Here is a 14,601-nt window from a genome sequence, read left to right on the forward strand (position 1 = left end):
GAGTACTATGAGATATGCTGTAAATAGTCAGGAGATGAAGGTGTATGACAGGAACACTTCTGAATACTTTGGTGTTCCAAGCATCGTTCTTATGGAAAGAGCATCGCTTAAGGCTTCTGAGAACATTTTTAAATGGCTGGGGGCAAGGCACCTGGACAGAAAAGTGAGAGCCCTTGTGGTTTGCGGTGTTGGCAACAATGGAGGAGATGGAGCGTGCATTGCAAGACTACTTAAACAGAAGGGAATCAAGGTCAGTATATGCGTAATTGGGGATTATACTAAGTGCTCTGACCTTCTTTTGCAGCAGCTTAAAATCCTGGAAAAGTATTCAGTCACTCCGGACACTTTTTCCAATATAAGAGACAACAAAAGCCCTGCCGAGTGGGATATTATAGTAGATGCAATGTTCGGAATAGGATTGTCACGTCCTGTATCCGGAGATTATGCTGATGCTGTTAAGTACATAAATAGTTGTAAGGCGGAGAGAGAATCAGATCTTCTCGTGGCAAGTGTAGATATTCCATCGGGAATCAATGCTGATAATGGCAAAGTGATGGAAAATGCCGTAAGAGCAGATATGACTATTACCTTTAATCAGGTCAAGCTTGGCCATATTTTGTATCCTGGGTGTGAATACACTGGTAAGCTGCTTGTAGAAGATGTTGGTATTACGGAAGATAGCTTTTTATCCAAGGAACCAGGAGCTTTCTACTATGATGAGGATATCAGGGAGCTTTTGCCGGAAAGAGTACTTGATGGCAACAAGGGAACCAACGGGAAAGTTCTTATCATTGCAGGCTCTAAGGATATAAGCGGAGCGTGTCTTCTTGCAGCTAATGCATGTATGAAGGCAGGAGCTGGTATGGTCAAGATATTTACTGCTTTTGAAAATGCAGAGGTAATGAAATCTCTTTTACCAGAAGCTATGCTTGTTACCTACGAAGACTTTGAACCTTTTAATGATAAACTAAGGCTTTGCTTTGAATGGGCAAGTGCAGTGGTTCTTGGACCAGGCATAGGAACTACTCAGAGCGGTTATGAGCTCACAAGACAGACTCTTGAGGAGTATACTGGTAATCTTGTGGTTGATGCGGATGCGCTCAATCTTATAGCAGGAGATCATGAGCTTAGAGATCTTTTATCGAATTATGCCAGAAGTAGCAGGAAGCTTGTTATTACGCCTCATCTTGGAGAGTTTGCGAGGCTCTTTGACAGAGATATCAGAGATTGCAAGGAACATATTCTGGAATATCCAAGGGAACTTGCTTCTAACCTGCACTGTACAGTAGTCTGCAAGGATGCCAGAACTGTTATTGCTGACAGCAAAGAGAAAAAGATATATATTAATATGAGCGGTAACGATGGAATGGCTACAGCAGGTAGCGGAGATGTTCTTGCGGGAATTATGGGAGCTTTCATGGCTTTTGGTAAGACATCCTTTGAAATTGCCTGCCTGGCAGTTTATCTTCACGGTCTAAGCGGTGATAAGGCTGCAGAGGATAAGGGTAAGCATTCCATGGTGGCTTCAGACATCATTCTTGGAATGGAAGACATTCTGAGACAAATATAGAATTAGGATGGTTTTAGGAAATGCTTGAAGAGTATTCAAGAGTATACGCCAGGGTTGATCTTGACGCTATCAGATACAATTTGGAATCAATGAAAAAGAATATTCCCGATGGGACAAGGATCATGGCTGTTGTTAAGACAGATTCCTATGGACATGGGGCTGTTGAAATAGCTGGAAATCTCGAGAAGCTGGATTATATTTGGGGATATGCGGTGGCAACTGCTGAGGAAGCTTTTGAACTTCGAGACAGTGGAATTAAGAAGCCTATTTTGATTTTGGGCTATACATTCCCATATGCGTATAAGAGAATGCTCCTTGAGGGCATCAGACCTACAGTATTCAGACTTGATATGGCCAAAGAGCTGTCTGATTGTGGCCAGGAGCTTATGAATAATGGTGAACTTAATGAGGCTCCGCACATTCATATTGCTGTTGATACCGGTATGAGCAGAATCGGAATTACACCAGACGATAAGGGCATTGAATTTGCCAGAGAAGTAATGGATATGCCAGGCATTCAGGTAGAAGGTATCTTTACTCACTTTGCTAGAGCGGATGAAGCCGACCTGTCTAATGCAAGAGAAAGAGAGAAGGTTTTTGCTGATTTCGTAGCTGCTATAGAAGCGCAGACAGGACACAAGATTCCTCTTCATCACTGCGCTAACTCAGCCAGCATCATTTCTGTTCCAGAGTCTTCTATGGATATGGTAAGAGCTGGCGTTACAATGTATGGCATGTGGCCATCAGAGGATGTTCCAAGAGATATTGTGGATCTGAAACCTACGATGGAACTCATCAGTCATATTGTTATGATTAAAGAGGTTCCAGCTGGAACACCAGTAAGCTATGGAGGAACCTTTGTAGCAGAAAAAGAGACCAAGATTGCCACTATTCCTGTGGGATATGGTGATGGGTACCCCAGAAGTCTTTCTAATAAGGGCTATGTTCTCATAAACGGACATCATGCTAATATTCTTGGAAGAGTATGCATGGATCAGTTTATGGTAGATGTAACAGATATTCCTTATGTTAAAGAGGGAGATGAAGTTGTTCTTATGGGGCGTGATAAGAACACAGGAGAAGAAATATCTGCGGAAGCTCTCGGGGAAATGAGCGGCAGATTTAACTACGAACTTACATGTGACATTAACAAAAGAGTACCAAGAGTATTTGTGGGAAAATAAATAAAAAGATTAGGAGGCTGTAATACCTTCTAATCTTTTCTTTTATCCAAAACGTTTCTTGGCTTCTGTATATTGAACGTTTATTTCCTGAAGAGCAGCTGTGTCGCCGTCCATATTGTCAGGGTGATAGAGCTTAACTAGAGATTTGTATTTCTTGTCGACGCTTTCTCTGGAGCTGCAGCCAGCAAAGAAATCAAAGGTGGTTGCTGCTGAAGCTTTATCCTCTATAGTGTCATCTTCTTCGTCGTCATAGTCGTCTTCGTAATATTCATCATCTTCGTAGATTTCATCGTCTTCGTATTCGTCTACATCATAATCGTCATTATCTTCGTCATAATCTTCATCGCCATACTCGTCTTCTTCATAGTACTCATTATCTTCATAGTACTCGTCATCATAGTCATCATCGTACTCATCGTCTTCATAAAAGTCTCTTGCTGACTTTTTGCGAGGCTTATAGTCTTCGTCGTCCTCTTCGAAATCTTTATGATGCTTTCGCAGCCACTTTTCGTAGTTTTTCTCGTAATGTCTTTTGCCGGCATCAGGGAAAAGACGGTAGTATCTGTCCAAGAACTGCGCTGCAAAGGATTTCTGAAAAATAGCTCTAAGTAAGTATACGACAATATCTATGCATGCTGCATAGAATAAAAACTGTCCGAAGGATAGGAAAACACCTATGCATAGGACGGCTAAAAGAACAGGAATAGCCATTATCACTGAAAGGATGATCAAAAGGACAAAGGTGATAGTCCCGCGTGTTGGATAGATGTTTAGTACCCACCAGATTCTGAGATCACGGAATAGCTTTACTGAAGTAGCGACATCTTTTTCCAGTATATCTTCGTATTCGGTGAAGGCTTCGATTTCAGGAATGCCCTTAAATACCAGAAATGCATTGAAAAGCAGTAAACACACAAATGCTATACAGGTAAGTGGGAAAGCACAGAAGAAGAGCTTAAATACCTTGTAAAGACTCTTTACTACAAAAGCCAGCATAGAGAAAAAGGCCCTGAGAACATATAAAAGAAAGCTGATAACAGCGTTTAATACCATCGAAAAAAGTGAAACCATAAATATCCCCCAAATTATCTTTCACCAAGTTATTTTACTATGAAAAGTGCTCTATATAAAGATTTATTGATTGAAACAGTTAAAAATGGTAAGGTTTAAAAGGGTTTGCAATTATTTATGGTTTCTTATTGTTATTAAGATAGGACTATAAATTTGCTTACTTATGATTTGTGAGGGAGAGACTATGAAAATATTTGCCAGAATAAAAGAGAAATACCCATGGATATCATATGTTTTCGGGCTTATTCCATTTACTGCAGCCTGCATAGGATATGGATATTATGGGAGGCTTCCAGTATGGGAGACTATCTATGCGTCTGTTGCGCTCTATTTTGTAAATCCCGTTGTTGATTTTGAAAATTCACTTATTGTGTTTGCAGAGATTACTGCCGTTATCGTTACTGCAGGTATTATTCTGAGTGTTGTTCGATATGCTTATGCCAAAGTGGACCATTTTTTTACAAGATTAAGTGGAGATGCCACGGTAGTTTATACAGACAATGATCTGGGGCAAGAGGTTGGTTCCAAACTCAGCCATGGCTATACAATTTATAACAATCCTGATGATGACAGAGATAATCTCAAAAAGTTCAGGGTAGAAAAGGTTAAGAATCACATCCTTATGTTTGAAAATGACATGGATAACGTGAGCTTTTTTACAGAAAATGAGAAAAAACTGTCTGGTTCCAATGTGTTCATGATGCTAAGAGACATTGATCCATCACTGTTGGATGCAGCCAGTAAGGAAACATCCGGACTTCATTTCTTTAATATTTATGATGTTATGGCCAGAGATTACTGGAAGAAGAATAATTTCTATGACAGGAGAAACGAGAAGCTCAAGGTAGCTGTTATTGGCTATGGTAGAGTTGGAAAAGCAATCTTTAAGTATGGCTATCTGAATAACATTTATGGGCTTAACCAGGAAATTGAATATCATATATGGGGATGTTCTCCATCAGAGGCTTCATTTGTGGGTGGTCTTCACACTATGAATGGTGACAGTATAGTGATTCATGAAACGCCATGGGAAGAGGAAATGGATGTTCTTTCTCAGATGAGCAGAATTATCTACACACTGGAAGAACAGAGTATTGCGCTTGTTCAGAAGGTTCTGTATGTGAATCCTGATGCTGAGATACATTGCTATTCTGAGAATCAAGCAGGCCTTGCGCAGCTTTATATCTCTAATAAGATGCTGGCTTTTGGCGATCTGAGTGATATCCTCACAGAAGACAACATCAAAAAAGAAAAGCTCTACAGGCAGGGAAAGCTCTTTAACTACGATTATTATCTCAGATACAGTAACGGACAGGTGCCTGATGATTTTGAAAGGGCGGCTGATGAAGAGTGGAAGAAGCTCAACGGCTTTTTCAAGAGCTCTAATATTGCCAGAGCAGATCATTACTGGATAGAGAAAAAACTTATGGCAGACGGAGAGCTTGAAGAGAATTCTGAGGATGCCTGGAAGATCGAGCATATCAGATGGAGCAGGTTCTACTATGCTAATCACTGGACCTATGATAAGGTGAGGGACAACAGTGCTAGGAAACACAACCTTTTGGTGCCATACGAGGAACTGGATTATAAAGAAAAGTCCAAAGATGGCATATATAGTGATGTTTTAAGGGCAGAAATTGATAAGCTGGTGCTGTGAGATTTAGCCCCACTGGATAAGCTACATAAAATATGGTATAGTGTAAGTTGACTTTTTATGTATAGGAGGAACTACTATGGACGAAGGCTTGCCTTCTGTCAGTATTCTTATCTTTTGCATCATCCTGATAATGGATGTTCTGGTGCATGGTTTTGGTGTTGCACTGGGGCATGTCAGAGAGGAAGAAATCGAGAAAAAGGCACTTGAGAACAAGGATAAGCTTAGTGCCAAGGTCTTGGCTGCCATCAGGGACGATGCCAAACTGATCAAGTGTATCCAGTATTTTAATATTGTAGTTAATATGATTTTAGGCGGTATGGTCACAATTGACATTTCTAATGCTATTGTCATGGCTGCAGGAATGGATGTGAATAGCGCCGATTATTCGCGCAGTATTATATTTTTGTGTACTGGTCTGATTATCAGTCTTTTGATAATGTGCTTTGGAGTTCTGATTCCCAGAAAGCTGTCCGCAAGATATCCGGAGAAATGGATTTATGTATGTTATTATCCAGTGAGTATCATACTCAGCATATGCTATCCATTTGTTTTCGTATCTAATGCTCTTTCAGCAGGTCTTTTATATCTGTTTGGGATTCGCGGAGAAGCGGATGAATCTGATGTTACTGAGGAGGAGATCAAGTCAATGGTTTCAGAAGGTCAGGAACAGGGTGTTCTCCAGGAAACAGAAGCTGATATGATCACTAATATCTTTGAGTTCTCTGATAAAGAGGCCAGAGATATCATGACCAACAGAAAGGCTATGGTGGCTATTGATGCCAATATGAGCCTTAAAGAGGCTGTTGGCTTTATGATGGATACGAATAATAGCAGATTCCCAGTATACCTTGATGATATTGATCATATCATCGGTATCATGCATATAAGAGATGCTATGAAGAAGCTCTCTGAGGAGACAGATGAGGCTCTTCCAATCAGGAAGATCAAGGGTCTGCTTCGTCAGCCCAAGTTTGTTCCAGAGACAAGGAATATTGATTCTCTTTTCCATAGCATGCAGTCTACCAAGACTCAGATGGTTATAATCATCGACGAGTATGGACAGACAGCTGGCCTTGTATCCATGGAGGATATCCTCGAGGAAATCGTAGGTAATATCATGGATGAGTATGATGAGGATGAGAACTTCATCAAACCTACCAAGAATTCCGGCGAATATATAGTTGAGGGTAAGACTCCTCTTGAAGTTCTTGAGAAAAGATTTAAAATATCTTTCGGCGAGAGCGAATTTGAGACGCTAAACGGTTATATGATATCTCAGCTTGACAGGATTCCTGAGGCTGACGAGGAGTTTAGCACCACAGTTGATGGCTATAGTTTCAAGATTCTTTCTGTAGACAATCATATGATTCAGAGTGTTTTGGTTAACAAGCTCCCTGATGAGGAGGTTGTTCAGGAAGAAAAAGAATTAGAAATAGCAAATTAGATATATCTAAAGGAAGGAAGTTTTTTATGTCAGGACATTCAAAATTTGCAAACATCAAGCATAAGAAAGAAAAGAATGATGCTGCAAAGGGAAAAATTTTCACTATCATTGGTAAGGAAATTGCAGTAGCAGTTAAAGAGGGCGGCCCAAACCCTGCTAATAACTTCAAGCTTGCTACAGTAATTGCCAAGGCTAAGGCTAACAATATGCCTAACGATACTATCGAGCGTGGTATCAAGAAGGCATCAGGCGCTGATGGAGCAGTTGATTACAAGAGCATCACATACGAAGGATATGGCCCAGGCGGTACAGCTATCATCGTTGAGACTCTTACAGATAACCAGAACAGAACAGCAGCTAACGTTAAGAGCGCATTCACAAAGGGTAACGGTAACGTAGGAACTCCTGGTTGCGTATCTTATATGTTTGATAATAAGGGACAGATCCTTATCGACAAGGAAGAGTGCAAGATGTCATCTGATGATCTTATGATGCTTGTTCTTGATGCTGGTGCTGATGACTTCAATGAGGAAGATGACAGCTATGAGATCCTTACAACTCCAGATAATTTCCAGGCAGTTGTAGAGGCTCTTAATGAGGCTAAGATTGAGACAGCTTCTGCTGAGGTTACTATGATCCCTCAGAACTATGTTTCAGTAACTGATCCTGAGACTGTTAAGTACCTTACAAGAATCCTTGATCTTCTTGATGAGGATGATGATGTTCAGGCTGTATATCATAACTGGGATGAGCCTGAAGAGTGATTATTTCACAATATAAAATGATTTATCTATGAAAAAAGTCTTGTATATAAATCTATAAAACAAAATAGTAAACGTGGGGGAGTCCTGAAATGAAACTAAAACGTATGTGGCCAGGTTTGTGCATCTTGATTATGTTTATGATTTTTGATGTGATAATGGTAGCGAGTTCTAGTTTCTTTTCAGGACTTTTTCCGTCTGGAGATATGAAGCTTGCTTATTCTGCAATATTGACGGTGCTGGGAGTGCTCATTATGAGTGTCCTGACATTTTTACTTGGCAGAATATGTGATCATATCGAACTGGAGAGTTTGGCACATACTGTAGGCGTCAGAGTAATTTATGCTTTGATGCTTATTGCTATTTTTGCAGGTGGAATATTCTATAGATTGGATATACTGGGACGAACAACCTATGCACCTTCTGGCAAACTGTCTTTATTTGAGAATGCTCAGGTAGGAGCAGTTGGTGCTTCTACTGAATACAATCTTTTATCTGCGGTTTATACAGATATTCTTAGATTTGTAATGTATTTTACAGGCAATAAGATTATCGTAGCTTATGGCCTTCAGATAGCTCTTTTCATGCTTTTTGTTATGCTTGGCACTATTACCTGCAAGGTGGTTTTAGGGAAAGCTGCTTCTGTAATATTTGCTGCCTACGTTTCTTTCATGCCTGTTTTTACAGAAGGACTTAGTAAGGCAGTTATTGGCACTGATGAATTGTTCCTTGTAATGTTGGGACTTGAGCTTCTCATTATTGGTATTTACCTTAGAGATGCATCTGATGGCAACTATACATCCAAGTGGTTCATTATCTGGTATGTGATAGTTGGAATGGTTGTTGGTTTCATGGCCTATCTTGATGCGGGAACAATTGTTGTAGCTGTTCCGCTTCTTTTGTCTGTTATGTTTATGGCAGGAGATAAGGACCATGTTGGCGCATTTAGTTTGATATTTGTTGTTCTGGCCGGGGTTATCACATTCTTTGGAATGATAGCTCAGGAAGCCGGCTTCATGCAGATGGGAGCAGTTCTTCATAACTGGTCAGGATATTATTTCCGCAACCTGAATACCTTTAGCATGTTCTGGACCTACACTAATTACAAGCTCGTTTATGTTATTACATTTATTGCCATGTCCGGAGTGCTTGTTGGATACTTCAGAAACAAGAATTTTGGAAGAATCTCTCCATGGCTTATGGCTACAATTCTGGTATTTATTGCGACTCCTTTCTTTGGCGCTACCAGAATGAATGATCAGAATGTTGTCACCGTATTCTTTGCATTTGTACTTGCCTGTGTAGTATCACTTATTACGCTCACAAGGCAGGAAGAGGTGTTCAAAGAGCTACCAGAGGAAGATTATTTGGACGATGGAGATGAAGAGGACAGCATTGGACCTAAGTCTAATGAGATGATAAAAGAGGTTGTCAAGCCATTCGGCGACGAAGATGCTGAATATGTTCCTCTTGAGAAGAAAGCCTTCAGACTTCCAGAAGAAACCAGATCAGAAGAGAAGATAGAAGTAGAAGAAAAAGTAGAAAAGACTGACGAAGAAAAGCCTCGCTTTGTTCCTGAGGGAATGATTCTCCCAACTGGGGCTGAGGATGAGATGGATATTGATAAGTCCAAGATGAGAATGCCTAAGTTCGAAGGCAAGATTGGTCTCGACAGGAAGAAGACAGAAGAACCTAAGGTAGAAGAACCTAAGGTAGAAGAGCCTGAGGCAGAAGAACCTCAGATAGAAGAACCTCAGAAAATTAAGGATTCTGAGCGCAAGGTTGTGTTCAGAAAGCGAACAGAGTACAAGACTGCGCATGTTGAAGTTCCTGTTCAAAATAAAAAAGATGATTTTGATATTCCTTACAAAAGTGGGGACGATTTTGATATTTGATTTGTTTAATATATAGAAACCTGAAAGGTAAGCATACTAAATGAGATTAGAAGATTTAACTACCTACGAGATTATAGAAAATCGCAGAATTGATGATCTTAATTCTGACAGCTATATTCTCAGGCACAAAAAGACCGGAGCAAGAATAACACTTTTATCTAATGATGATAATAACAAGGTGTTTGCTATTGGCTTCAGAACTCCACCCAAGAACTCTACTGGTGTAGCTCATATTATCGAGCACACGGTTCTGTGTGGTTCCAAAGAGTTCCCAATCAAAGATCCATTTGTAGAGCTGGTCAAGGGTTCTCTTAACACATTTTTAAATGCTATGACATTCCCTGACAAGACGGTTTATCCGATTGCCAGTTGCAACGATACAGACTTCCACAATCTGATGCATGTATATCTTGATGCAGTTTTTTATCCTAATATCTACAAGACTGACAAGATATTCAAGCAGGAAGGCTGGCACTATGAGATGGAAGATAAGGACAGTGAACTTACCATCAATGGTGTTGTATATAATGAGATGAAGGGTGCGTTTTCTTCAGCAGATGACGTGCTTTCAAGAGAAATCCAGAATTCTCTTTATCCTGATATTACTTATGGAATTGAATCTGGTGGCGATCCGGACGTTATTCCTGAGCTTTCATACGAGGAATATCTTGATTTCCATAGAAAGTATTATCATCCATCCAACAGCTATATTTATCTTTATGGCGATATGAATATGGCTGAAAAGCTTGATTATATCGACAAGAACTATCTTTCAGGCTTTGATTATCTTGAGGTGGATTCTGAGATACAGAGGCAGGAAGCTTTTACTGCTCCCAGAGAGATACATAAGCCATACTCAATCATGGAGAGCGAGCCACTTGAGCAGAATACATATCTGTCCTATAACTGCAGCGTAGGATCAACACTTGATAGAAAGCTGTATGTGGCATTCGATATTCTGGATTATGCGCTTTGCTCAGCTCCTGGAGCGCCTATTAAGAAGGCCCTTATCGACAAGGGTATTGGACAGGATGTTTACAGTGAGTATGACAATGGACTTCAGCAGCCTGTATTTTCTATTATTGCCAAGAATGCTGATGCTTCCCAAAAGGAAGAATTTGTTAATACTATCAGAGAAGTCCTTGAGAAGCAGGTAAGAGATGGAATTGATAAGAAATCTCTTTTAGCAGGACTTAATTTCGATGAATTCAAATATAGAGAAGCTGATTTTGGAAGATTCCCTAAGGGACTTCTGTATGGCCTTCAGATATTTGACAGCTGGCTCTACGACGATAACAGCCCATGGATAAATGTTGAGGCCAACAATACTTTTGCAGAGCTCAAAGAGGATGCTAAGGGCAGATACTTTGAAGACCTGATCCAGAAGTATCTTTTGGACAATACTCATAAAACAATCCTTCTTCTTGAGCCTGAGCAGGGACTTACAGAGAAAAAGGATGAAGAGCTTAAGGATAAGCTTGCTAAGTATAAGGAATCTCTTTCTGCTGATGAGATAGACAGAATCGTGAGAGAGACCAAAGAGCTTAAGGAGTACCAGGAACAGCCTGATGATCCTGAGGACCTCAAAAAGATTCCTCTTTTAAAGCTCGAGGATCTCAAGAAAGAAGCTGATAACTTCATTTATGAGCTCAAGGAGTATCAGGGCGTTAAGATTCTTCATCACGATGTGTTTACCAATGGAATCGACTACGTTTCCTTTGTTTTTGATCTCAAGAATATTGATGCCAAGTATCTTCCATATGCTTCAGTGCTCAAAAAGGTTCTTGGAATGCTGGATACAGCCAATTATACATATGGTGACCTCTACAATGAGATCAACATTTATACCGGCGGACTTTCAGGCGCAATCAGTACTTACACTGATTCCAATGATGTATCCAAATTTGAGACAGCCTTTGAAATAAGCGTCAAGGTGCTTCATAGCAATCTGGATAAAGCATTTGAGCTAGTTCAGGAGATTATTACATCTACTAAGTTTGATGATGTTAAGAGGCTGAAAGAGATATTTGGTGAGCAGTATGCAAGACTTCAGTCTGACCTTGCTTCTTCCGGACATCAGACAGCAGCTCTTCGCGCTATGTCTTATATATCACCAGCAGCGTATGTTTCTGACTGCGTAAGCGGAATTGGATATTTCAGACATTTAGAGCAGCTTAACAAGGATATAAATACCGAGGAGGGAGCTAAGGAAATTGTCGATACTCTGGTTATACTGAGTAAGGCTATTTTCAGAGCAGACAACCTTTTGGTTGATATTACTGGAACTGATAAGGAATATCAGGGAATTCCAGAAAATAGCAAGAAGTTTGCAGCTTCTCTTTATACTGAGAACATTGACCTTGGAAGACTTGATATCAAGACCTCTAAGAGAAATGAGGCCTTCAAGACTGCAGGACAGGTTCAGTATGTATGCAGAGCAGGTAACTTTGCATCCAAGGGACTTAAGTACAACGGAGCACTGCGCGTTCTCAAGGTAATGATGGGGTACGATTATCTTTGGAAAAACATAAGAGTTATTGGCGGCGCTTATGGATGTATGAGCAGTTACGCTAAAAATGGTGACAGTGCATTTGTTACCTATAGAGATCCTAATCTTAAGAATAGTATTGATATATTTGAGAAGGCTGCGGATTATCTCAGAAACTTTGATGCTGACGACAGAACAATTCTGCAGTATATAATAGGTGCTATTTCTGATCTGGATACACCTAAGACTCCTTCTGGAAAGGGAGCATATGGCCTTACAGCTTATCTTTGCAAGGCTAAGATGGAGAATATCCAGAGAAATCGAGATGAGCTTCTTGGAACAACCAAGGAAACTATAAGAGGTCTTGCGGATTATGTTGATGCATTTATGCAGGATGAGTGTCTTTGCGTAATTGGTACTAATGACAAGATCGATGAGGAGAAAAATCTGTTTGACAACGTTGAGCAGCTTGTAAACAGATAAATATTATTGGGGAGGACAATAGTATGAAAAAATGTATTGGGGTTAAGGTTTTAACAGGAGTATTAACAGCAGCATTTCTTTTATCAGGCTGTGGCAGTAGTAAAAGCGACTCAGGCTATATGGAAGCGGCGGCTACAGAAGAAGCCTATGATTCTAATGGCGTATATGAGTACAAGACAGCAGATTTTGCTGAAGAACCTGTTAATGCATCCGGAACAGAGAGCCAACAGGTTGTAGATACTTCCAGAAAACTCATTACCACCATGAACATTTCTGCGGAAGCGGAGAATCTTGACGATGTTCTTGGCTCAGTTAATAACAAGATAAAAGAGCTTGGTGGCTATGTTGAATCTAGCAATATCTACAACGGAAGCAGATATTCAGGCAGAACCATCACAAGAGATGCAAGCCTTACTATCAGGATTCCAGCCAATAAGCTTGACTCATTCCTTGAGACCGTCGAGGGAGTTACGAACATTACCAACAAATCTCAGAATGTTGAGGATGTAACTCTTCAGTATGTAGATACAGAGAGCAGGAAGAAAGCTCTCAGGGCTGAGGAAGACAGACTTCTTGAGATTGTAGAGTCAGCTGAGACGGTTGAGGATATCATCACTGTAGAGAGCAGACTTTCAGAAGTGAGATACGAACTTGAGAGCATCGAATCCAAGCTTCGTACCTATGACAACAAGGTTAACTACAGCACAATCTATCTTGATATCACAGAGGTTACCAAGTTCACTCCTGTTGAGGAGAAGAGCGCAGGAAAGCGTATGGCAGAGGGCTTTATTGATAGCTGCAAGTCAGTGCTTCATGCTATTTCAGAGCTGTTTATCTGGATCGTTATCCATATTCCTCAGCTGTTTATTCTTGCAGTATTTGTGACAGTAATTATTCTTGTGGCTAGGAAAGCTTCCAAGAAAAAGAAAAGTTAATGAATTGAAAGGACAAGATGAAGGATAATTTTAAAACAGGCTTTATAACACTTATAGGAAGGCCAAATGTAGGCAAATCTACCCTCATGAATCACATGATAGGACAGAAGATTGCCATAACCTCTAACAAACCACAGACTACAAGGAATAAGATCATGACAGTTTATACGGATGATGACTGTCAGATGATCTTCCTTGATACTCCTGGTATACATGATTCCAAGAATAAGCTTGGAGAGTATATGACCAAGGTTGCCAAGAGTACTCTTGAAGAGGTTGATGTTGTACTGTGGCTTGTTGAGCCAAGCACATTCATTGGCGCTGGTGAGAAGTCTATCATTGAGGAACTTAAGAAGTGCAAAAAGCCTGTGATTCTTGTCATTAACAAGATAGATACGGTATCCAAGGACAACCTTGATAAGTTCGAGAATGCCTACAGGGCAGAAATGGACTTTGACAGTGTTGTTAAGGTAGCTGCCCTTAAGGGACAGAATATTGATGAGCTCATGGATACAATAAAAAAGCTCCTTCCTTTTGGACCTCCATTTTATGACGAGGAAACTCTTACAGATCAGCCAGAGAGGCAGATTGCGGCTGAGATCATCAGAGAGAAGGCGCTTCGTCTTTTACAGGATGAGGTTCCTCATGGAATCGCTGTTACTATTGAGACCATGAGAATGAGAGAAAAGATTGTAGAGGCTCCTAAGCCCAAGAAAAAGAGACATCAGCATCCGCCTAAAAAGAGTAAGCTCGAAGCTATGGAAAAAGAGGCTTTGGAAGCTCAGAATACGGCAGATGATATGGATGATGATTTTGACGGCCCTATGGTTTTGGATCTTTCTGGGATTCAGCAGCCGGAAGAAGTTTATGATCCCGATGGAATCATGGATATAGATGCTACGATCATCTGTGAGAGGGATTCTCACAAGGGAATCGTTATTGGTAAGGGCGGAGCAATGCTCAAAAAGATTGGCTCAGCTGCCAGAAAAGATATTGAAGAGCTCGTTGGCTGTCAGGTTAATCTCCAGATATGGGTTAAAGTCAGAAGAGACTGGAGAGATGACAAGACTCAGATGAAGAGCTTTGGCTATGATATCAGAGATCTCAAGTAAT

At 40.4% G+C, this 14,601-nt stretch carries 10 protein-coding genes; 9 read left to right on the forward strand and 1 reads right to left on the reverse strand.

What is annotated here, in order from left to right; genetic code table 11:
- Window positions 1-7 precede the first annotated feature (7 nt).
- Together IJI01_RS12825 and alr are read left to right on the forward strand one after the other, a co-directional pair.
- On the forward strand, window positions 8-1,570 hold the full coding sequence (locus tag IJI01_RS12825; protein ID WP_292191061.1) for an NAD(P)H-hydrate dehydratase: 1,563 nt from the start codon (window positions 8-10) through the stop codon (window positions 1,568-1,570).
- 20 nt (window positions 1,571-1,590) lie between these two features.
- Window positions 1,591-2,754, forward strand: a complete 1,164-nt coding sequence (alr, locus tag IJI01_RS12830) for an alanine racemase (protein ID WP_292191064.1) — start codon at window positions 1,591-1,593, stop codon at window positions 2,752-2,754.
- 42 nt (window positions 2,755-2,796) lie between these two features.
- Here the strand turns inward: alr and IJI01_RS12835 are convergent, their stop codons facing one another.
- Entirely contained in the window at window positions 2,797-3,825 is a 1,029-nt protein-coding gene (locus IJI01_RS12835; RefSeq protein WP_292191067.1) for a hypothetical protein, read from the reverse strand.
- Between the two features lie 184 nt (window positions 3,826-4,009).
- Here IJI01_RS12835 and IJI01_RS12840 point away from each other — a divergent pair, with 184 nt between their 5' ends.
- The 7 genes from IJI01_RS12840 to era all read left to right on the forward strand — a co-directional run bounded on the left by IJI01_RS12840 (window position 4,010) and on the right by era (window position 14,600).
- The gene (locus IJI01_RS12840) at window positions 4,010-5,482 is read left to right on the forward strand and encodes a RyR domain-containing protein (RefSeq protein ID WP_292191069.1); all 1,473 of its coding nucleotides are present in this window, start codon (window positions 4,010-4,012) and stop codon (window positions 5,480-5,482) included.
- A 76-nt stretch (window positions 5,483-5,558) separates the two neighbouring features.
- The gene (locus IJI01_RS12845) at window positions 5,559-6,926 is read left to right on the forward strand and encodes a hemolysin family protein (protein WP_292191072.1); all 1,368 of its coding nucleotides are present in this window, start codon (window positions 5,559-5,561) and stop codon (window positions 6,924-6,926) included.
- 26 nt (window positions 6,927-6,952) lie between these two features.
- Window positions 6,953-7,690, forward strand: a complete 738-nt coding sequence (locus IJI01_RS12850) for a YebC/PmpR family DNA-binding transcriptional regulator (protein ID WP_029230992.1) — start codon at window positions 6,953-6,955, stop codon at window positions 7,688-7,690.
- Between the two features lie 89 nt (window positions 7,691-7,779).
- Window positions 7,780-9,582, forward strand: a complete 1,803-nt coding sequence (locus IJI01_RS12855; protein WP_292191078.1) for a hypothetical protein — start codon at window positions 7,780-7,782, stop codon at window positions 9,580-9,582.
- Between the two features lie 40 nt (window positions 9,583-9,622).
- The gene (locus IJI01_RS12860) at window positions 9,623-12,553 is read left to right on the forward strand and encodes an insulinase family protein (protein ID WP_292191081.1); all 2,931 of its coding nucleotides are present in this window, start codon (window positions 9,623-9,625) and stop codon (window positions 12,551-12,553) included.
- A 23-nt stretch (window positions 12,554-12,576) separates the two neighbouring features.
- Window positions 12,577-13,488, forward strand: coding sequence for a DUF4349 domain-containing protein (locus tag IJI01_RS12865; RefSeq protein WP_292191084.1), 912 nt, complete (start codon window positions 12,577-12,579; stop codon window positions 13,486-13,488).
- A gap of 17 nt (window positions 13,489-13,505) precedes the next feature.
- A complete protein-coding gene (gene era, locus IJI01_RS12870) occupies window positions 13,506-14,600 on the forward strand; it encodes a GTPase Era (protein ID WP_292191086.1) in 1,095 nt (364 codons plus the stop codon).
- Window position 14,601 lies beyond the last annotated feature (1 nt).

This window comes from Butyrivibrio sp., assembly GCF_017433805.1.
Taxonomy (GTDB): Bacteria; Bacillota; Clostridia; order Lachnospirales; family Lachnospiraceae; genus Butyrivibrio.